13 protein-coding genes and 3 pseudogenes are annotated in these 20465 nt (G+C 71.9%); 11 read left to right on the top strand and 5 right to left on the bottom strand.

The window, feature by feature from the left end; genetic code table 11:
* Nucleotides 1-40: 40 nt before the first annotated feature.
* From AB0C76_RS05430 to AB0C76_RS05420, 3 genes are all read left to right on the top strand, one after another.
* Complete coding sequence (locus AB0C76_RS05430; protein WP_359960042.1) at nt 41-946, top strand: ribokinase; 906 nt, start codon at nt 41-43, stop codon at nt 944-946.
* Nucleotides 943-1332, top strand: coding sequence for a D-ribose pyranase (gene rbsD, locus AB0C76_RS05425; protein WP_359960039.1), 390 nt, complete (start codon nt 943-945; stop codon nt 1330-1332). The genes AB0C76_RS05430 and rbsD overlap by 4 nt, the downstream gene beginning before the upstream one ends.
* 384 nt (nt 1333-1716) lie before the next feature.
* The gene (locus AB0C76_RS05420; protein ID WP_359960036.1) at nt 1717-5766 is read left to right on the top strand and encodes an AAA family ATPase; all 4050 of its coding nucleotides are present in this window, start codon (nt 1717-1719) and stop codon (nt 5764-5766) included.
* 275 nt (nt 5767-6041) lie between these two features.
* Here the strand turns inward: AB0C76_RS05420 and AB0C76_RS05415 are convergent.
* Nucleotides 6042-6309: pseudogene (locus AB0C76_RS05415) on the bottom strand (transposase); the annotation flags it as partial.
* Between the two features lie 173 nt (nt 6310-6482).
* Between AB0C76_RS05415 and AB0C76_RS05410 the strand changes: the two are divergent.
* Nucleotides 6483-7868: a glutamate decarboxylase gene (locus AB0C76_RS05410; RefSeq protein ID WP_359960301.1), complete on the top strand. Its 1386-nt coding sequence runs from the start codon at nt 6483-6485 to the stop codon at nt 7866-7868.
* A gap of 145 nt (nt 7869-8013) precedes the next feature.
* Here the strand turns inward: AB0C76_RS05410 and AB0C76_RS05405 are convergent, their stop codons facing one another.
* The gene (locus tag AB0C76_RS05405; protein WP_359960298.1) at nt 8014-8535 is read right to left on the bottom strand and encodes an IS3 family transposase; all 522 of its coding nucleotides are present in this window, start codon (nt 8533-8535) and stop codon (nt 8014-8016) included.
* Nucleotides 8505-8645, bottom strand: a pseudogene (locus AB0C76_RS05400) (transposase); the annotation flags it as partial. The pseudogene AB0C76_RS05400 and the gene AB0C76_RS05405, both read right to left, overlap by 31 nt.
* A 243-nt stretch (nt 8646-8888) precedes the next feature.
* Here AB0C76_RS05400 and AB0C76_RS05395 point away from each other — a divergent pair.
* Nucleotides 8889-9320 carry a hypothetical protein gene (locus AB0C76_RS05395; RefSeq protein ID WP_359960033.1) on the top strand — a complete coding sequence of 144 codons (432 nt, stop codon included), beginning with the start codon at nt 8889-8891 and terminating at the stop codon, nt 9318-9320.
* 295 nt (nt 9321-9615) lie between these two features.
* On the opposite strand, the gene AB0C76_RS05390 is transcribed toward AB0C76_RS05395, so the two are convergent.
* Nucleotides 9616-10254, bottom strand: a complete 639-nt coding sequence (locus AB0C76_RS05390) for a potassium channel family protein (protein WP_359960030.1) — start codon at nt 10252-10254, stop codon at nt 9616-9618.
* A gap of 414 nt (nt 10255-10668) precedes the next feature.
* Here AB0C76_RS05390 and AB0C76_RS05385 point away from each other — a divergent pair, with 414 nt between their 5' ends.
* Together AB0C76_RS05385 and AB0C76_RS05380 are read left to right on the top strand one after the other, a co-directional pair.
* The gene (locus tag AB0C76_RS05385) at nt 10669-11178 is read left to right on the top strand and encodes a DUF1269 domain-containing protein (protein ID WP_359960028.1); all 510 of its coding nucleotides are present in this window, start codon (nt 10669-10671) and stop codon (nt 11176-11178) included.
* A gap of 213 nt (nt 11179-11391) precedes the next feature.
* Complete coding sequence (locus AB0C76_RS05380; RefSeq protein ID WP_359960025.1) at nt 11392-12513, top strand: DUF2252 domain-containing protein; 1122 nt, start codon at nt 11392-11394, stop codon at nt 12511-12513.
* A 127-nt stretch (nt 12514-12640) separates the two neighbouring features.
* On the opposite strand, the pseudogene AB0C76_RS05375 reads toward AB0C76_RS05380, so the two are convergent.
* A pseudogene (locus AB0C76_RS05375) lies at nt 12641-13425 on the bottom strand (IS5 family transposase).
* 668 nt (nt 13426-14093) lie between these two features.
* Here AB0C76_RS05375 and AB0C76_RS05370 point away from each other — a divergent pair.
* The 4 genes from AB0C76_RS05370 to AB0C76_RS05355 all read left to right on the top strand — a co-directional run bounded on the left by AB0C76_RS05370 (nt 14094) and on the right by AB0C76_RS05355 (nt 20433).
* Nucleotides 14094-16946: an AAA family ATPase gene (locus tag AB0C76_RS05370; RefSeq protein ID WP_359960022.1), complete on the top strand. Its 2853-nt coding sequence runs from the start codon at nt 14094-14096 to the stop codon at nt 16944-16946.
* A 128-nt stretch (nt 16947-17074) separates the two neighbouring features.
* Nucleotides 17075-18646, top strand: coding sequence for a SagB family peptide dehydrogenase (locus tag AB0C76_RS05365; protein WP_359960019.1), 1572 nt, complete (start codon nt 17075-17077; stop codon nt 18644-18646).
* A complete protein-coding gene (locus tag AB0C76_RS05360; protein WP_359960016.1) occupies nt 18643-19470 on the top strand; it encodes a DUF6065 family protein in 828 nt (275 codons plus the stop codon). The genes AB0C76_RS05365 and AB0C76_RS05360 overlap by 4 nt, the downstream gene beginning before the upstream one ends.
* Before the next feature lie 6 nt (nt 19471-19476).
* The gene (locus tag AB0C76_RS05355; protein WP_359960013.1) at nt 19477-20433 is read left to right on the top strand and encodes a cupin domain-containing protein; all 957 of its coding nucleotides are present in this window, start codon (nt 19477-19479) and stop codon (nt 20431-20433) included.
* Nucleotides 20434-20465 lie beyond the last annotated feature (32 nt).

Here is a 20465-nt window from a genome sequence, read left to right as displayed (position 1 = left end):
TCCGGCTGCCCTGTTTCGGATTTCCTGATTGGGGAGTTTCATGTACGACTACGACGTGCTGGTCGTCGGGTCGGCCAACGTCGATCTCGTGATCGGTGTCGAGCGCAGGCCCGGGGCCGGGGAGACGGTGCTCGGGTCGGACCTCGCCGTCCATCCCGGCGGCAAGGGGGCCAACCAGGCGGTCGCCGCCGCGCGGCTCGGGGCGCGCACAGCGCTGCTCGCGCGGGTCGGGGACGATGCGAACGGGCGGCTGCTGCTGGAGTCACAGCAGAACGCGGGGGTCGACACGCAGGGCGTCCTGGTGGGCGGGGCCCCGACCGGCGTCGCGCTGATCACCGTCGACCCGTCGGGGGACAACAGCATCGTGGTGTCGCCCGGCGCGAACGGGCGGCTCACGCCGGAGGACGTCCGGGCCGCCGGGCCCCTGTTCCACGCCTCGCGGGTGGTCTCGGCGCAGTTGGAGATCCCGTTGGAGTCGGTCGTGGAGGTCGTGCGGCAACTGCCGGCCGGCACGAGGTTCGTGTTGAACCCCTCGCCGCCGCAGGCGCTGCCGGTCGAGGTCCTGGCGGCCTGCGACCCGCTGATCGTCAACGAGCACGAGGCCCGGGTGATCCTGGGAAGCGGGACCATCGGCGACGATCCCGCCGACTGGGTAAGGGAGTTGCTCGCGAGCGGGCCCAAATCGGTCGTGGTGACTCTCGGTTCGGGCGGTGCGTTGGTCGCGTCCGCCGAGCGGAAGGTCGTGCGGGTCGCGTCGGTGAAGGTCGACGCCGTCGACACGACGGGTGCCGGTGATTCCTTCACGGCCGCACTGGCCTGGAAGTTGGGTGCGGGGGCCTCGCTCGTGGAGGCAGCCGCGTACGCCGCTCGGGTGGGCGCCGTCGCCGTGACGCGGCGGGGGGCCCAGGAGTCGTTCCCCACCGCCGAGGAGGTCGAGGCGCTGTGAAGAAGGGCGGGATTCTGAATCGCCATCTCGCCGGAGCCATCGCCGAGTTGGGGCACGGCGACCGGGTGCTCGTGTGTGACGCGGGGCTGCCGGTTCCGGACGGGCCCCGGGTGGTCGACCTCGCTTTCCGGGCGGGGATTCCGTCGTTCGAGGACGTACTGGCCGGGCTCCTCGACGAGTTGGTGATCGAGGGGGCGCTCGCGGCGCAGGAGGTACGGGAGGCGAACCCCGCCGCGGATGGGTTGCTGACCCGCTCCTTCGCCAACCTGGAGTACGTGCCGCACGAAACGCTGAAGGAGCTGAGCGCGGGGGTGCGCTTGGTGGTGCGGACCGGGGAAGCCCGGCCGTACGCCAACGTGATGCTGCGATGCGGAGTGTTCTTCTGACCGGGCGTTGCTCTGTCGATCCCGGTGCACGTGAGTTCGAGGTCGTCGACTCGGTCAGGTGATCTTCAGACTGGCCGAGCACGGAAGTGGGGCCTCCCGCACAGCTCGTGGGTGTCGAATCCAACCGAGCGACAGGAGGCCCCTGGTGCCGCAGTCTTCCAGCTGAGTCGACGGGCAGGCTCATGCACATCGGTTCTGCGCACCGGAGACGAAGGACGAGCAGCACGCCGACGTCCCGCCCAAGGCATCTCCCGCGCGGCCGGAACCCTACGCTTCCGCAACGAATGTGGCATTCCGCACCCGACGTACGCGCACGCTCTGGTACGCAAGTGGCGGCTGTAGGCGGGCGGCCGCGCAGTGCGGCGCCCGCGGGAGGGGAAGCACATGAGCACGTCATCGAGGTCGGCCGTCATCGCCACCGAACAGCGGGCGGTCGACCGCGCGTACGCCTGTTACGAAGCCAAGCTCGCCGAACTGTCCGGCGACGCGTCGGCCCAGGCGGCAGCCAGCGGGAAGGACGGCATCGCGGCCCGGGCGGAGTCCGCGGCCAGGGCGGAGGTGTTCCGTCTGGAGGGCGAGAACCTCGTCACGATGCGGGTGGACACCCGGTCGGACGAGACGGGCGAGCCGGAGGTCTTCTACGTCGGGCGGCGGACGGTGCACGACGCCGAGACCCGCGACACCGTCGTCATCTCCTGGACGAACGAGCTCGCCACCGCGTGGCGCCTGGCCACGCCGGACGCCCCGGGTGAGGTCCGGTTGCGGCGACGTCTGGACTGCGACCAACGGACGGTCCGGGACTACCGCGACGAGATAGCCCCGCCGGTCCCGGCCGCCACCGGAGAGGGGGCGGGTGTGCCGTCCCCCGGGGACGTCTTCGGCCCCGGCTCCGGGGCCCGGCAACCGGCGGTGGACGACCTGCTCCTCCGGGACCTCGACCGCGCCCGCCGCAGCCGCATGCGCGACATCGTCGAAACGATCCAGCCCGACCAGATGGCGCTGGTGGCCGGCCCGTCCACGGGTGTCCTGGTCGTCCAGGGCGGTCCGGGCACCGGGAAGTCGGCCGTCGGCCTCCACCGGGTGACCTGGCTCGTCGACAACAAGCGCTTCCAGGCTCAGGACATCCTCGTGGTCGGCCCGCACCGGAGGTTCCTGGAGTACGTCGGCCGGGTCCTGCCCACCCTGGGCACGCGCAACGTCACCGCCGTCGAGCTCCCCTTCCTCTGGACGGGGAGCCTGCGAGCCGAGGACGCCCCGTCCGTGCGCCGGATCAAGTCGGACGAGCGCATGGCCGAAGTGCTGCGGCGCCGGGTCGAGGGCAACTGCCGACCGGCCGCCGTCGATGCCGCCGTCACCGCCCCCACGGACGAGCACGGCGAGCCGATGTTCACCATCGTCCTGGGCAGCGCGCCCCTGCGGGTTCCGGCGTCCGAGGTCCGCCGCGTCTTCGAGGCCGCCCGCACCGGGCCGGGCCACTACCGGGCCCGCCGGGACCGCTTCCGCGACGTGCTGGTCGACCTCCTGCTGGCCGCGCTGCGGCAGGGCTTCCCGCAGCGCGCTCGTGACCGGGCCGTCCGGCAGAGCATCGAGCGTCATCGCCAGGTGGCCGCGCTCGTCGAACGGGCGTGGCCTCCCCTCAGCCCCGAGGAGGCCCTGCGGAGCCTGCTGAACTCGCCGGGCAGGCTGGCCGAGTGCGCCGCCGAGGTGTTCGACGCGGCCGAGCAGGCGCTGCTGTCGCGCCCGGCCGCCGAGCGTGCCGAGGACGAGCCGTGGACCCTGGACGACCTGGTGTGCCTCGAAGAGCTACGGACCCTCATCTCGGGTGAGATGCCGCAGCGTTACCCGCACATCGTCGTGGACGAGGCGCAGGACCTGACTCCCATGCAGGCCCGGTCACTACGGCGGCGCAATCCGAGGGGGTCGATGACCGTGCTCGGCGACCTCGCGCAGGCCACCGGACCGCACGACTACCCGAGTTGGGAGCGGATCGGCCGGATCCTGGCGGGCGAGGGCGGCTGGCACCTCGAGGAGCTCACCACCAGCTACCGGGTGCCGGCGCAGATCATGGAGTTCGTCGCTCCGCTCGCCCGGGCGGTGGCCCCGTCCGTTCCCTTCCCGGCCGCGGTGAAGGAGGCGGACGGGGAGCCGGTGCGGATCGTGGAGACGACGCCTTGGCAGCTCCTCGCCGAGGCGGTCGGGCACGCGGCACGGCTGGCCGGATCGGACGGTCGAACCCAGCGCTCGATCGCCCTGGTCGTCCCCGACGATTCGGACTGGCTCCAGCAGGTCCGGCTCCTGGTCGACGCCGCGGAGGCGATGACCGACGAGGTCCGGGAGGCGGTGACCGTCCTGACCGCCGGCGAGGCGAAGGGCATGGAGTTCGATCACGTCCTCGTCCTGGAGCCCGCGACCATCACCGCCCGCGGTGCCGAGGGCCCGCGGCAGCTGTACGTGGCCCTGACCCGGAGCACCCAGACGCTGACGGTGCTGCACACCTCACCCCTGCCTGCGGTCATGCTGCCCGCCGCCGGCCCGTCGTTCTCCGCCGGACCGGACGATCCCGCACCGGAGCCTGCGTCCGGCCCGGCGCAGGGTCGCGTCTGCTCACGCTTCCACCTGGACGGGCAGCGCTGCGAGCTGCCCACGCAGAACGCCGACGGCTGGTGCCGTGACAGCTCCTGCGGCGGCTTCCGGACGAGCTCGGTGCCGGAGCGGCCGACACCTCGCAACCTGCCCAGGGTGCCCGCCGACGCCGACCTCGGGACCGGGTTGGAGGCGTCGGAAGCGTTCCTCGGCAGGCTCCGGGTGACCAGGGCCGCCGTCCGGGCCTTCGTGACCGCGCACGGCGGCAGCGACCAGGAGGCCGAAGCCGAGATCCGTGGCGTGATCGCCACGTTCCTCACCAACGGGCGCCAGGCGCAGCAGACGGACGGCTACCGCCTCGTCGACCTCAGCGGCTACCGGTTCGTCCTGAGCCACGACGGGACGGCGCTGACCGGCTACCGGAGCGTGCACGGCGAACGGAGTCCTGCGCAGTACCTGGCCGGGATCCCGTCCCGGTACCGGGTCTCCGGGCTCGCCGCCGACCGCGGCCCGGCTCTCCAGGACACGGCTGCGGTACGCGCCCTGACGGTCGAGCAGATCCAGGTGAGCGCCGAGGCCCGGACCGCGTACGCCGACCTCGCCTCGGACCGGTCGGATCAGTCGGACGCCTTCCTGAGCCGGCTCCGCAACGCGCTGGCGGCGGACCTGTCCGGCGGCCACATCGAGACCCAGCCGCGGGGCAATCACCTCGTCCTCGGTCCATCGCGCACCTGGAACCTCTCGCCGGACGGCGGTTCGGTGCTCTTCGTCCGCAGGCCCACCCCGTTGGACACGGAGATCCTGGCGGCCGCCGGCCTGGGAGCGGCGGACGAACTCACACCCGGTACCGAACTGCGGGTACGCGCCCTCGCCCACGGGGACCAGCTCCACTGGAGGGTCACCCCGGTGCCGGAGGACCGGCAGCGGCGGTACCTCCTGAAGCTGAGGCCCACTGACCGGGCGCCCGAGGCCGGGCAGGAACTGGACGTCTGGGTCGTGCAACGCCGCTCCGGCGTGTACGTCGTGTCGGCGAACGACTTCGGGCGCCACGGGATCTCCGAGCGCTCGACCGAGCGCTACAGGAGCGCGCTGGCGGTCCTGACCGCCATCGGTGACGACGGTCCGGCCGAACTGTCCGAGACCGGTCTCCTGGAACTCGACGCCCTGGTCGGCGGCTGCCTCCGCCGCGACCAGGCCGACTGGCTCTCCGTCTGGCGACTCCTGGGGTCCCCGTCCTCCGCCGACCTGACGGTGCTGCGGGACCTCTCCCGCAGCCTTCCGGAGGCCGTACGGTCAGTGGACGCAGCCGAGTTGGAGCGGATCGGCGAGGTCCTCCAGAGCAGCGGCTGGCGGGACCGGGCGGTCGCCGCCCTGGCGAAGCTCACGGGCGAGGAGTCCTCCGAGGTGTCCGCCGCGGCCGCGCCGGCCGACGTCCTGACGGCCGAGCTCGCGGCCGCGGCCGAGGCCGACCGGACGTGCCTCCGGCACGAGGCGGTGCGCCACCAGCTCATGGCGACCCTCTTCGGGGCGGGCCACAAGCCTCAGGACTCGTCGATCGTCGACGTCGTCCGGCCCGGAGAGCGGGGTCCGATCGTCTGCGAGGTCCTTCCGGCCGGCCACACCTCGTACCACGCCGTGCGGGCCGGCGCCGTCCGCGTGCGGGAGATCGGACAGGTGGCGGGCGGGACTCCCGAGCGGCTCCACGTCGTCCTCACCTCGGCGCCCGACGAGCCGTGGATCCCCGACCTCGTCGAACGGGTCCTCGACGTCTCCGTCGTCTGGCCCTCGGCCACCGGCTGGCAGGGCCCGGGGAGCTCGTCCGCGACCGGCACCGAGCGACCGAGCGACTGAGCGACCGGCACGAGTGCCCGACGGCGGGGTTCCGCCGTCGGGCACTCGTCCTCCTCGGATGATCCGTTCGCGACCTCTACCGGCGGCGGAGCCCCCTCGTGCGCTTGTCCGGGGGCACCGAGTCGCGCGAGGCGGGGGCACACGTTCAGGTGTCCTCCGCCGAGCGCCGGGCCGGCGCCGAGCGCAGCGCGTCTCCGGCAGCTGGCGGCGCCACGGGCCGACGGGCGGACCAGCACCCGACCCAAGGCAGCCCGGCTGCGGGACGACGTGGTGGCCCCTTTGAGGGCGCGGATGCTCACCGAGTGGATGGCACACCGCGACCAGTCCAGCTCACCCTGGGCGCCGAATTCGTCCAGGATGACCCGGTACAGCCGGGCCCAGACCCGCTCGCGGCTCCACTTCGCGAAACGCCGGTACACCGTCTGCCAGCAGGCTCCGAAAGCCGGCGGGAGCTGGCGCCAGGTGCAGTCCGAGGTCGCCACGAAGACGATCGCGGCCAGCACTTTCACGGTCACCGGCCCGCCGCCGGCCGCCGCCCTGAGGTGGAAAAACGCCCGGCTCAAGCAGGTCGTTGTAGCCGCATGACCCGTTTCCGGTATCCGGATCAGGGCTCGCCGTTCGTGCCCGGATGGCGCATGTCCTCATGGCGAGCCCCGGGCCGAGTCCGTAGCGTCTGATTCGGATCTGAGAACTCATACGTGAGGTGACTGGTGGCTCTGCACAACGCTCAGGAACCGGCGGCCGACCCGGCCGTCGACATCTTCGCCTCGCCGTTGAGCGAGCGCCCGCTGCCCAAGCGGACCATGCCGGAGTTCCCCGCCCCGGCGCCGGTGGTCTTCCAGCTGCTGCGCAACGAGTTGATGTTGGACGGCAACGCTGCGCAGAACCTGGCCACCTTCTGTACGACCTGGGCAGACGACGAGGTCCGCAGGCTGATGGACCTGTGCCTGGACAAGAACATCGTCGACAAGGACGAATACCCGCAGACCGCGGAGATCGAGTCGCGCTGCGTCAACATCCTCGCCGACCTCTGGCACGCGCCCGCCCGTGCCGACGGGGGTGGCAACGCGGTGGGCTGCTCCACCACCGGCTCCAGCGAGGCGGCGATGCTCTGCGGCCTCGCCCTGAAGTGGCGCTGGCGGGACCGCCGGAAGGCCGCGGGCCAGTCCACGGAGCGGCCGAACCTGGTGTGCGGCCCGGTCCAGGTGTGCTGGGAGAAGTTCGCCCGGTACTTCGACGTGGAGCTGCGCCAGGTGCCGGTCGAACCCGGCGCGACCGGACTGCAGCGGCACCAACTGCGTGACTACGTCGACGAGAACACCATCGGCGTGGTCGCGATCCTCGGAGTGACGTACACCTGCACGTACGAGCCGGTCGCGGAGATCGCGGCCGAGCTGGACCGCATGCAGGCGGAGAGCGGCCTCGACGTGCCGCTGCACGTGGACGCGGCGTCGGGGGGCTTCATCGCGCCGTTCCTCCACCGCGACCTGGTCTGGGACTTCCGGCTGCCGCGGGTCGCCTCGATCAACGCCTCCGGCCACAAGTACGGCATGGCCCCGCTCGGCGTCGGCTGGGCACTGTGGCGCGACCGGGACGCCCTGCCGGACGACCTGGTCTTCCACGTCGACTACCTCGGCGGCGACATGCCGACCCTCGCCCTGAACTTCTCCCGCCCCGGCGGGCAGGTCGTCACCCAGTACTTCATGTTCCTGCGTCTGGGCCGCGAAGGGTACCGACGGGTCTACCAGGCCTGCGCGGACACCGCGCAGCACCTCGCCCGGCAGGTCGCCGAGATGGGCCCCTTCACCCTGTTGTACGACGGCGCCGGCGCGCTGCCTGCCGTCTCGTACACGCTGACCGACCCGGCGTCGACCGGCTGGAGCCTGTACGACCTCTCCGACCTGCTGCGGATGCGGGGCTGGCAGGTGCCCTCGTACCCGCTGCCGCCGGACCGCCAGGAGACCGTCATCCAGCGCGTCCTGGTCCGGCACGGCGTAGACCGGGACGAGATCGAGCTCCTCGCCGACGACATGCGCAGAGCGATCAAGCACCTCACTGAAGGCCGCCCTCACGATGCGGACCGCGTCGGCTTCCACCACTGAGGCCAGGCCCCCGAAGTCAACCACCGGACGTCACGATCGGATTGCCGGGCACGCCCCGCAGCGGCACCGAGCCTGCGGTCGGCCGGAGCGTGTTACGGATCGAACTGGGCTTGCTCCGCTTTGACGGACACCGTTGGTGTGGTGGTCAGGCCACCAGGGGCGTTCTCGTAGTCGGCGGGACTGCGGTAGCGAGGCTGCTGTGCAGCCTGCGTATGTTGTACCGGCCCTCGACCCACTCGAAGATCGCCGAGCGGGCAGCCGCCCGGCTGGGCCGCGGCTGGTCCCCGATCAGTTCCCGCTTGAGCGTGGCGAAGAACGACTCTGCGAGGGCATGGTCCCAACACCGGCCGGTGCGACCGACTGACAGACGGACTCCGAACTCGCGGGCCGGTTCGGTGAATTCATGGCTGGTGCACTGACAGCCGCGGTCCGAGTGGAAGATCACCGGACTGTCGGGACGTCGACTGCGGCAGGCGACTCGCAGGGCGTCGGCGACGAGCTCGGTCCACAGGTGGTCGGCGGTGGCCCAGCCGACGACGCGGCGGGAGGCGATGTCGATGACGGTGGCCAGGTAGAGCCGGCCCTCGCCGGTCGGGATGTAGGTGATGTCGCCGCACCAGCGCGCGTCGAGGGCGGTCGGGTCGGGCCGGAAGTCTCTCTGATCCAGTCACGCACCGCGGTCTCGGTCAGGTCGAAGTCCTTGGCGGCCTGACCGACCGAGCGGTCGCCGCGGCGGCACAGCTCGACGATCTCGGTCTTGAACTCCGGTGTGAAAGAGCGGCGAGGACGCGGCCTTCTTCTTCCCCATGCTCTCCATGATGGACATCATCCTTCCGGGGCCGAAGCCCCTGATCAGGAGTGTCCGTCAAAGCGGGTCGAGCCCACGGTGACCTGCCGCCGAGAAAGAGCGTTGGGCAGCGCCGGAGGTGCTGCCTGGCTGCCGCCATGGCAGCCTGGATATGGAGTCTCCGAGCAGGTCGCCCGATTCGGCGACGAGGTTGTTCTCGAAGGAGCCCGAACATGGCCAGCAATGTCAGCGGAACGCCGACGGATGCCCAGGCTTCCCGAAGGCCGTTCGCAACCGGCTGGACCTTCTTCGCCGCAATTCTGATGATCTTCGGCGGCGCGATGGCGATATTCGAGGGGATCGCCGCCATTGCCAAGGACGACCTGATCGTCGTCACCCGCAACTATGCCTACAGGATAAACACCACCGGCTGGGGGTGGATCCACCTCATCCTTGGCATAATCATCGTCTTGGCTGGTGTGGCCCTCTTCAGTGGTGCCGTCTGGGCGCGGGTCGTCGGTGTCGTCGTCGTCGGGTTGGGGATGATCGCGAACTTCCTGTGGCTTCCCTACTACCCGTTCTGGGCCATCGTGCTGATCGCTATCGACATCTTCGTGATCTGGGCCCTCTGCGCCGGAACGACCAGAACATCGTGGTGGGATTGATTCGCCGCCGCCAGCCCGCTGTGCGGGACCGGCGGCGCTGCGATGACCGAGAGATTGCCTCGGTCAGGAGGCCCGGCCCGTTGCGGCGGCATCGCCGGCGGGCACGGCCTCTACGTCAAGAGTTGTCGACGATCCACTGACGCAGCGGCTCGATTCTGACCGCGGCGGAGTCCGGCGCGAAGACAGAAGGCGAACAGGGCGAACCAGGTCGCGGTGTGAATGCCTTGGCTCTGGCATTCCTAAGGTCTCGTCACGCAGCTCAGCTCACTACGACGGCGCGGTGGTGACACGATGCTCATCCGACCGGTCCTAGGTCATCGCCCGCCGGCCCATTTGGTCGGTCCGGTGGGGCCGGGCCGGCGTTCTGCTGCTGCCCCTCGAACTTCACACGCCGGTCGAGGCCCCTGCGCACGGCCTCCAGCATGACGTGTGCCACGACGCCGACCAAGAACACGTCCGCGAGCATCTGCAGCACCGCGGTGCTTCTGGCAGCTCCCGTCTTGGGGGCGATGTCACCGAAGCCCACGGTGGAGAAGACCGTGACCGTGAAGTACACGGCATCCGTGCGGGACAGGGGCTCGGTGAAGGATCCCGGTTGGCTCCTCTCCAGGAGAAAATAGCTCGTCGCGAAGAGCAGAATGAGCAAAGGGAGGATGGTCGCGAGTGCCGCGACGGCCCGCAGCCTCGGGTAAGGGGAACGGCTGACCGAGCGCGTCTGCCAGGCAAGGAGGGCGGACACTGCGAGCAGGCCGAGGACAAGTGCGACCACCGTTGTGACGCTGTAGGGCTTGTCCATCGGGATCAGGTAGTAGGCCGTCACCAGGCCTGTGGCGGTGAGCAGCGGTCGTAGTAGTGCGCGCGCCAGGAGCCTGCGCCGCTTCCGCCGGGGGAGGTTATCGAATTCCAGCTGCACCATCCGCTGCCCGCTGCCCATCAGCTCAGGACCTCAACGACAACCGGTGAATCGCCATACAGGTCACGATGCAGGATGCGCGCGGCTTCGGCTCCCCGAGGCCACCTTGCGGGGTACGGATCCCCCGGCCCGCCCCATCAACCTCTGCCGACCGCATCCCCGTCCGTAACGGCCGGTGAGCTGCCGGCGCGCGGATGCGGCTTCGCTCCCCGAACTTCTCCGGCGATCGCCGCACGCTCGGCAGGCGACGGAACACCGCTCCCCCGGTCTCCAGGTGCCAGATCGGCCGGTGGCACGCATCCTGGCACTGCCGGCGAAGCCCGCACGCCCCCGACCGCAGCAGGTACCTGCTGCCGCCCACGGGCTTCGTGATGCGGCTTCGGACCCCCCGCCGCGACTCTCCAGATGCGGTGAAGACAGACAGGACGGACAAGAGTGGCGAAGCCCGACGCAGTGTTCATCTACATCGGCACCTACCCCAGCGAGGCTGTGGCGCGGGCCGACTACGACATCGTCAAGGATCTCCACGCGGTCGGTGCCGTCGGCACCTACGACGCCTCCGTGGTCACCAAGGACGACTACGGCAAGGTGCACGTCAACAAGGACGAGACTGCCACTCGGCACGGGGCGTGGGGCGGCGCAGCCGCCGGCGCCCTCGTCGGTCTGCTGTTCCCGCCAGCGATCATCGGCACCGCAGTCGTCGGCGCGGCCGTGGGCGGGGTGAGCGGTCACCTTTGGCGCGGCATGTCACGTGCGGACGTCAAGGAGTTCGGGGAGCTCATCGACGCCGGCCAGGCCGCTCTGGTCATCGTAGGCGAGAGCACACTCTCGCAAGCCGTGCACAAGGCCGGACTGAAGGCCGAGAAGCAGGTCGCCAAGGAAATCGACGTCAGCTCGAAGGACATCGACCAGGCGGTCCGGGAAGCCGCGACCGAAGTCGGTTGATCTGCCGGTTCCCGTTTCCGGGACGCTTCGCGCGGTCCTGTACACCGGGAGGCCGGATGTCCTGGGATCCCGCGGATCGGCCAGGAACGCGCAGACCCGCGAATGGCCCGGTGCCGGGGTGAAGGGATTCCGTGGACGTCCCGGCCCCGGCTTCGGGCCGCTTCGCCGACCTGCTCCCGGCTGCGATTGAGCTGTTGGAGCCGGCAGGCGGAGGTGACCGATGGCATCGCGGTGTGCTGCGCTCCTGCTCTGCGGGTCGCCAGGATGTCGGCCATCAGGTGGGCGGCAGCGAGCAGATTCGCCACCGTCATGAAGGCAATGTGGGACGTCAAGCGGCTGGCCGCGAGCCTGGCGGTGGCGGGGCGCGACAACGAGTTCTCCGACAAGGCCCGCCGCAAGATCGTCCTGGCGGCAGCCAAGGGCTACCGCCAGGCGATGCGCAGCTTCGCGAAGCAGCCCTTCCTGGACGTCTGGTACGCGCACCTCGACATCGAGGAGGCCATCGGGCAGTTCAGGTCCAAGTTGAAGGCGAAGAGGTTCAAGGCGGCCGAGGAACTGCTGGCCAAGGCCCATACCCGCGACAGCACACAGGCGCTGGGCAAGCTCACCACCATGGTCGACGGTCGGCGGCAGATCGTCAGCGACCCCCCGGCGATCGTCCCCGTCGAAGAGCTTTTCAGCGATGTGCAGGCCGACGCGATCAACGAGCTGATCCGCACCGTGCTGGGCAAATACCGGCGCACCCTGCAGTCCGACCGGCGACACCTGCTCGATCAGTTCACGCTCGTCCAGATGGCCCGCAAGGTCGTCGGGGTTGGCAGCGTCGGCACCCGCGCCTGGATCGCGCTGATGGACTCCGGGGACGGCGTCGAACCGCTGTTCCTGCAAGCCAAGGAGGCCCAGCCCTCCGTGCTGGTGGACTATGCCGGGCGCAGCCAGTACGACAACCAGGGCGAGCGAGTCGTGGCCGGGCAGCACCTCATGCAGGCCCAGAGCGACATCTTCCTCGGCTGGACCCGCGTCACCGGCGAGGGCGGGGTGGACCGCGACTTCTACGTGCGCCAGTTGCGAGACTGGAAGTTCTCCGCACCGATCGAGGCGATGCTCCCATCGGGTATGACGGTGTACGGCCGGCTGTGCGGTTGGACCCTGGCCCGAGCGCACGCCCGCTCCGGCGACCGGGTCGCGCTGGCTGCCTACCTCGGCGGCTCCGACCGGTTCGACCAAGCAATCGCGGACTTCGCGGAAGCCTACGCCGACCAGAACGAGGACGACTTCGCTGCCCTGCAGGTTGCCGTGAAGGAGGGCAGAGCTGAAGCCACCACCGGGATCTGACGTGTGTTTCGCCCTGTGGCTTCCGTCCGATCCCGGGGCAGGTTCCGCGCTGGCTCGGGCTGGTCTGCCGGTGAACCGGCGGGCCACGAGGTCCATCAAGTGGGTGTTTCGTTCCTGACTGCCGAGGTCAGGTTCCGCGCCAGGTCGGGGTGGATTCGCCGGTGAGGCGGCGGGTCACGAGACTGATCATCGCGACGTGGATCACGGCTTCGGATCGGGCCGGGAGGGCTTCGTGGTCTCGGGCGAGGCGGCGGTGGTTCATCAGCCAGCCCAGGGTGCGCTCGACGATCCAGTGGCGGGGCTGGACCGCGAATCCCCTGGTTGCGGGGTTGCGTAGGGCGATCTCGACGTCGATGCCGAGGGTGGCGCCGTGTTCGATCACGGCGTTCTCGTAGCCATGTCGGTCCAGACCTCGCGGATGGTGGGGTGCTCGGCCGCGACGGTGGTCAGCAGGTGCCGGCCGGCGGTGCCGTCGTGCGCGCTCGCAGCGGTGACGAGGACCGCGAGCAGGAGGCCGATGGTGTCGGTGACGATGTTCCGCTTCCTGCCGACGATCTTCTTCCCGACGTCGACGCCCTTGGTCGCAGTGGGGACGTTGGTGGACGTCTTCACGCTCCGGGAGTCGAGGATGCAGGCCGTCGGGGCCGGGTCGCGGCCCTCGGCGGTGCGGACGAGACGTCGCAGCAGGCCGTTGAGCTGCTCGAACACCCCTTCCTTCTGCCGGCGGGCGAAGCAGGCGTAGACGGTTTGGTGTGGCGGGCAGTCGCGCGGGAGGTAGCGCCAGGGGATGCCGGTGCGGTCGACACAGAGGATCGCGTCCAGCAGGTCCCGCACCTCGTGCTCGGGTGGCCGGCCGAATGCGAGGGCGCGTTCGGTGCGGGCCTGTCGCCATGCGGTGACGGCGGGTTCCACGAGGGCTCAGCGGGCGTCGGACAGGCCGCTCGGATGCGGTCGACGGGCCGTCATGATGACGGCATACTACGGGATCGCCGCTCTGGCCAGAGGCCGCGGCAGTTGAGGGGCGAGTGCCGTCGGGCCCGGCCTTCTGGGACGGGACCGGACGAGCCGCATGGTTCGGGCGGGCCATCCTGCACCAGCGGCACTCCAGCCACCCTCGGCCTCGGGAGCCGCGCAGGGCGGGCTTGCAGACCTGCCCAAGAACCGGAATCAATGGGCCTACTCCTCGCTAGGTTGCGGGTACGCCAGTCGTCGGCTTCCTCGCCCCGCGCGGGGACAGTCATGGCCAGGGCGAGGAGTCCGCGCGCACATCCAGCTCGGCGGCCCGGTCGTCCTGGTGTGGGACAACCTGAACACGCACCTGGCCGCCGGTATGAAGCGGTACACCTCGGCCGGAGAGACGGCGCCGTACCGGACATCTCCGGTGGCACCGCCCTGCGTCTGTGAGGAATGCCACAGCTGTCTCTCGACCGTCCAGGTGAACGCGCCCCATCTCCTGTCACGTATTCCTCTGTGCAAGGAGGGCATCGGAAGACGGCAGCCCGGCAGGGCGAACGAACAGGCCCGCGCCGGGCGGACGCGAGCGGCACGGGCACGAAGACACTCCTGGGGAGGAAGTTGCGGTGTTGCCCCTCGGTTCCCTGGCCTCCCGCGCCGCATGTGACCCACCGGCCGCGGCGCCCACTGCTCCCACCGTTCCGCACCTGCGCGAATACGACCACGCTCGGGCCGCCCTCGACCGGGCCCTCGTGCAGGGCGCCCGCGGCACCGGCGGATCCCTCCTGATCACGGGGCCGGCCGGCACCGGACGCACGGCCCTGCTCGACGACGCCGCCGCGGCGGCCCGGCAGCGCGGGTTCACCGCCCTGCACGCCCGGTGCAGCTACGCCGACCGCGACGCGCCACTGGAACTCCTGCGCCGGCTCACGCGGTCCGCCTGCCAGGCGGGCGACCAGCGCCGCTGGCTCCCGATCGCGCGGCAGGCCGCGGCGATGCTGGTCGGCCTGCCCGCTGAGGACGCCCTCCGCACCGCCGCGCTGCGCGGTCTGTACGACGTCCTCGGCCGGTTGGCCATGCCGGAGGCCGCAGGACCGCTGCTGGTGGCCGTCGACGACGTGCACTGGGCCGACGAGGATTCCCTGCGGTGGCTGGTGGGCCTGGCCGAACGCTGCAGGGACGTTCCCGTGACCGTCGTCCTCAGCTACTGCCCCGGCGCCGAGGCGCACGGCACCGACCTGTTGGCCGAGCTGACGCTCACCCAGACACGGGAGGTGTCGCTGCGCGAGCTCGGACGGCCCTCGGTGGCCGCGGTCCTCGAACACCACCTCGGGGCCGGCCCCGACGAGGAATTCACCGACGCGTGCCTGGCCGCCACCCGCGGCAACCCCCACCTGGTCACCGCACTGGCCGCCCGCCTGGCACAGCTCGGGCACGGCTGCGACGCCCGGGCCGCCACCGCTCTGCCCGACATCGTGGTCGACTCCGTGGCCCGGTCCGTGGGCGGCCGACTGCGCCGGCTGTCCCCCTACGCGCCGGACGTCGTCCGCGCCGTCGTCGTCCTCGCGTCCCCCGCCACGCCGGCCCGGATCGCCGAGCTGACCGGACTCGGTCGGCCGGTCGTCACCCAGGTGGTCGAGCGGCTGGTGCGCCTCGGTGTGCTGGCCGCCGGCCCGTCCGGTGTGACCATGCGCCACCCGATGCTGACCACGGCCGTCAGAGCGGCCCTGGCCCCCAGCGAGGCCGAGGCGCTGCACGGCAGGACCGCCCGCCTCCTGCACCAGAGCGGCGCCGCGCCCGACGCCGTCGCCCGGCACCTCGTGCACGCCCTGCCCAGCGGAGAACCCTGGGTCCTGGACGCCCTGCGGGCCGGTGCCGCCGACCGCCTGGCCGCCGGGGACCCCGGCACCGCGTGCTGCTATCTGCGTCGTGGTCTGGCCGAGCCGCTCGCCCCCGAGCCCCGTTCCGCGCTCCTGCTGGAACTGGCCGAGGCCGCCACCCGCACCGACCTGGCCGAGGCCGCCGCCAGCCTCGACGAGGCGATCCGGCTCTCACCCGACGCCGGCCGCACCGTGTGCCGGACCCCCGGCCTGCTCGACCTGGTGCTGCTGGGCGCACCGCCCGACCAGGCCGAACGGATCGCCCTCGTCCTCGTCGGCCCACACCAGCGCGACGCCGACCCGGCCCTCGCCCTGCGGCTGTCCCACTGCGGGGTGCGGGGACCGCTCCCGCCGCTGCCCGGGTCCCCGACGGTCGGCGGGAGCACGGGCAGCGGCGGCGCGTTCGCCCAGGCGCTGGCCGCCCTGACGAGGCTGCACCGGCAGGCGGGGAACGCCACCGCGTCCGCGGACGCGCAGCAGGCCGCGCGGTCCGATTTCCCCGTCACCCCCGCCCACGTCATGGCCCACCTGTGGGCGGCCGACGTGATGATCCACACTGGGCAGCCGGAGTCGGCCGGCACGCTGCTGGAGGCCGCGCTCATCCGCACCCGCCGAGGGCGGCACCAGCCCCTGGAGGCTCTCACCCGGTCCCTGCGCTCCCTGCTGCTCCTGGCGACCAAGGGACCGGCCGCCGCCCTGGAGGACGCCCACGCCGCCGCCGCGACGCTGCACGCCTGCGCCGCCGCCCCCTCGGGACCGCTCGCCACCCTGGTCCGGGCCCGCCTGGTCCACCTGCTGACGCTGACCGGACGTCACGAGGAGGCCGCCACGGAACTCGAACGCGCCGGCGTCCCGGAGGCCCTGCCCGGCGGACTCGCCGGCGCCACCCACCTCTTCGCGCGCGGCGAGCTGAAGGCCGCGCTCGGCTACACCGAGGACGGTGCCCGGGACCTCCTGGAATGCGGCCGGCGCATGCGGGAGTTCGGCATCGCCGATGCGCCGCTGCCCTGGCGCTCCTCGGCTGCCCGCGCTCTCCTGTCGGTCGGCCGGGACGGGCAGGCCCGCGAACTCGCCCTCGGACAAGCACAGTGGGCGCGCACCCGGCACGCCCCCGGGGTCCTCGGCCTCGCGCTGTCCGTCGCGGCCTGGACGGCTGGCGGTGCGGCGCCGGACGTCATGGCCGAGGCGGTGGAACTGCTTCGGGCCCACGGAGCGCCGCACGACCTGGCCCGGGCCCTCACCGACCAGGGCGCGCTGCTGCACCGGACCGGACGCACCGGCGCCGCCCGCACCGCACTGCGCGAGGCCGTCCAACTCGCCCAGGACATCGGCACCACCGGCGTGCTGGAGCACGCCGCCGCCGAACTCACCGCGGCCGGGGGCCGCATGCCCCGCTCGCGCCGGAAGGGCGTCGACAGCCTGACCGCCACCGAACGCAAGGTCGCCACGCTCGCGGCCACCGGCCACACGAACCGGGAGATCTCCAAGTCCCTGTTCGTACAGCTGCGGACCGTCGAGATCCACCTGACCAACACCTACCGCAAGTTGGGGATCGAGAGCCGTCACCAGCTGCGGCACGTCCTGCCCGGTGCCACCTGACCTCCCCGGAGACCAGAGCCACCGAGGAGCGGACCGAAGACAGTTCCCCCGGTCCTTGACCCCGCCCGGCGGACCTCCGCACGATGCCGAGTGGGAGCCCCGGGGCCGCACGACGAAGGGACCGAGCAGTGCAGAACGAGCCGGGCGCCGGCGGCGGGGACCAGCAGGTCTCCTTCGCCGCCGACGTGCGCCTCCACCTCGACGACGACCGGCTCGTCGTTCACCGCGCACCGCGGTCCTACGTGCTGCGCGGCCTGCCGCCCGAGCTCCGCGACGTCCTGCGCGGCCTCGCCCGCGACCCCCTGCCGCTGCCGGGCGACCCGGCGGCGGCGCCACCGGCGCCGGGCCGGGCGGCCCACCACGCCGCCCTCATGCGGGTACTCGAACGCCTCAGCCACCTGCTGGTGCGCGACCTGCGCGCTTCCGGCGGCCGCACCCTGCTGCGCGTCGAACCCCTGCGGGCGCTGTCGCTGACCCTGCCGCCCCCGGTGGCGGCCGACACCCCGATCCGGCTCTCCCGGTTCGCCCTGCTGCGCGCCGACGGCGGCGCCATCGTCCTGGAATCCCCCCGTTCACCGGCTCGCCTGCGGCTCACCGACGACATTGCCCGCGCCGCGGTCCTGCAGTTGGCCGAACCCCGCACCGCCGAGGACCTGCTGTCGGTTGCCGGGCCCGGCGACCCCGGTCTGACCACTGGGGTCATGGCCCGGCTCACCGGACTGCTCATCGGTCTCGACCTCGCCGAGACCCCGGGCCGCGGCGGCGAGGACGACGACCCGGCACTGCGCCAGTGGGACTTCCACGACCTGCTCTTCGCCGCCCGCAGCACCCCGTCGCGCGACACCCTGCCGCGCTTCCTCAACGTCCTGCCGCCCCAGCCCGCGGTGCGCCCGCACCCGCCCGGTGCCGCCCGCGTCCCGCTGCCCCGGCCCCGGCTGGCCGACCTGCTGCGCGACGACCCCCCGCTGACCGTCGTGCTGGAGTCCCGCCGTTCCTGGAAGCACTACGGGGACGAGTCCGTCACCACCCGTGCGCTGGGCGAGTTCCTCTACCGCACGGCCCGCGTCCGCAGCCGCCTCGGCGATCGCCCCGGACCGTACTACGCGTGGGACACCCGCCCGCTGTTCGAACGCACCTCCCGGCCCTACCCCGGCACCGACGGCATCCACGAACTCGAGTTGTACGTCACCGTCAGCCGCTGCGACGGACTGCCCGCCGGTACCTACCACTACGATCCGCTCGATCACGCGCTCGTCCCGGTCGAACGCTGCGAGCGGGTCGGCGAGGTGATGACCCGTCGCATCAGCACGTGGCACCGGGCCACCCCCGACCTGTTGATCACCGTCACCTCACGCGTCCAGCGCCTGTCGTGGAACTACGGTGCGATCGCCTACGCCCTGACCCTCCAGCATCTCGGCGTCCTGCACCAGACGATGTACCTGGTGGCCACCGCCATGGGACTGGCACCCTGCGCGCTGCGTGGCGTCGCTGATCCGGACACCGTCACCGCGGCCCTCGGGCTGGACGGCACGCGCGAGGTCGTCCTCGGCGAGTTCCTGCTCGGAACCCGCCCCCACGACGCCCCGGCCCCCTCGGGCGTGCCGGACGCGGACGGCTGGGAACCCGTCAACTCCGCCGACTGGGGCCACCGGGCCGCCACCCCCGGCGGACCCGAAACCGCCATGGGACAGGAACGATGACGACGCCACCGCGCACCCCCGGCCGGGCTCCCCGCTCCACCGCACCCGCCGACGGCGGGGCCGGTCCCCTGCCGCTGACCGCCTACACCGTCGACGGCGGCCCCGACCTGCCCCTGGTGCCCGCCCCCGTCCACCGCGAGTGGATCGCGGCGACCGACGAGGGCTTCGCCCGCCGCTGCCTGCCGCTGATGATGGCCAACCAGTCGGAGTGGTGGATCCTCAACAACAGCACGTTCACCGTCGAATGGGAGGGCAACCGGCACGCCCCCGCCCTGCGGGTGCGCTACGCCGACGAGAGCGCCCGACGGGCGGCGTTCAGCAACTTCGGGCACGGCGTGCTCACCTTCCACCTGCCCTACCTCTTCCGCACCCCGCCGGGCTGGAACCTGCTCGTGCGCGGCCCGGCGAATCTGCCCAAGGACGGGATCACGGCCCTGTCGGGACTCATCGAGACCGACTGGACCAGCGCGTTCTTCACCATGAACTGGCAGGTCACCCGGCCGCACCACCCGATCGAGTTCCGCGCCGGGGAGCCGGTGTGCGCCTTGGTGCCGCAACGGCGCGACGAGCTCACCCGTTTCCGGCCCGAGACCACTCCGCTGGCCGGATCGCCCGAGGAAGCGGGCTACCGCGCCTTCAGCGCCAGCCGGGACCGGTTCAGCGAGGAACGCCTCATCCCGGGCACCCGGGCGCACCAACAGCAGTTCCAGCGCCACTACCTGCGCGGCGAGAACCACCACGGCGAGCGGTTCCCGGAGCACCGGCGCAAGGTGGACCTCCAACCGTTCACCGACCGCGCCCTGAACGCCGAGGAGAAGGAGTAAGTAGCCATGCCCCTGCCGGAATTCGACCTGGCACGGCTGCTCGCGCCGGTCACCGTCGAGGAATTCGAACGCGACTTCCGCGAGCAGCAGCCCCTGCACGTGGCGCGCGAACGGCCCGGCCACTACCGGGAGCTGCTCACTCTCGACGACTTCGACAGGCTGCTCGCGCTGTCCGGCCCCGACTTCCACCAGCTCCGGGTGGTCCACGCCGGACGCAAGGATCCCGTCGAGCCGGGTACCCGCCTGGGCACCGTCTACGACGCCTTCGAGGCGGGCGCCACCCTCCAGGTGCAGCACGTCGACTCCCGCTGGGAGCCCCTGCAGCCGCTCACCCGGGCCCTCGGCCAGTGGGCCGGCGCCAAGGTCTGGGCCAACGCCTACCTCACGCCCGGCGGCAACGCCCAGGGCTTCGTCCCGCACCACGACGGGCACGACGTCCTGGTCGCGCAGATCCACGGCACCAAACGCTGGCGCCTCTACGGCGTGCGCACCCCGCTGCCCTTCGAAGGCCGGATGTTCCGGGAGAGCAGCCCGGGGGCCGCCCGGTACGACCGGCACCTCCTCCTGCGGGCCGGCGATCTGCTCTACCTGCCGCGCGGCACCATCCACGCGGCGGCCACCGAGGACGTCACCTCCCTGCACCTCACCATCGCCGTCGAGCCGGTGCTGTGGTCCACCGCCATCCAGGACGGGATCCGCAGGGTCTTCGAGCAGGATGTCGCCTTCCGCCGCTCGATGCCGCCCGGGTTCGCCACCCGGCCGCGGACCGAGGAGACCATGGCCGAACTGCTTCGCCTGCTGTGGGAACGCCTCTCGCCGCGGGAGCTGGTCGCGCAGGCGCAGCGCACCGCCGCCGGACTCCAGACCCCCGGCGCACGCGGCCGCCTCACCGCCATCGCCGCGGCCGACCCTGCCCCCGGTTCTGACCCCGGCGCCGACTCCGGCCCCGACTGCGAGGAATGACGGCGGGAGCCCGGCCCGGGATCCCGCCGGTG

Source organism: Kitasatospora sp. NPDC048722, assembly GCF_040650235.1.
GTDB lineage: Bacteria > Actinomycetota > Actinomycetes > Streptomycetales > Streptomycetaceae > Kitasatospora.
The sequence above is the reverse complement of the archived record's forward strand: the minus strand, read 5'-3'. Positions and strand labels throughout refer to the sequence as shown.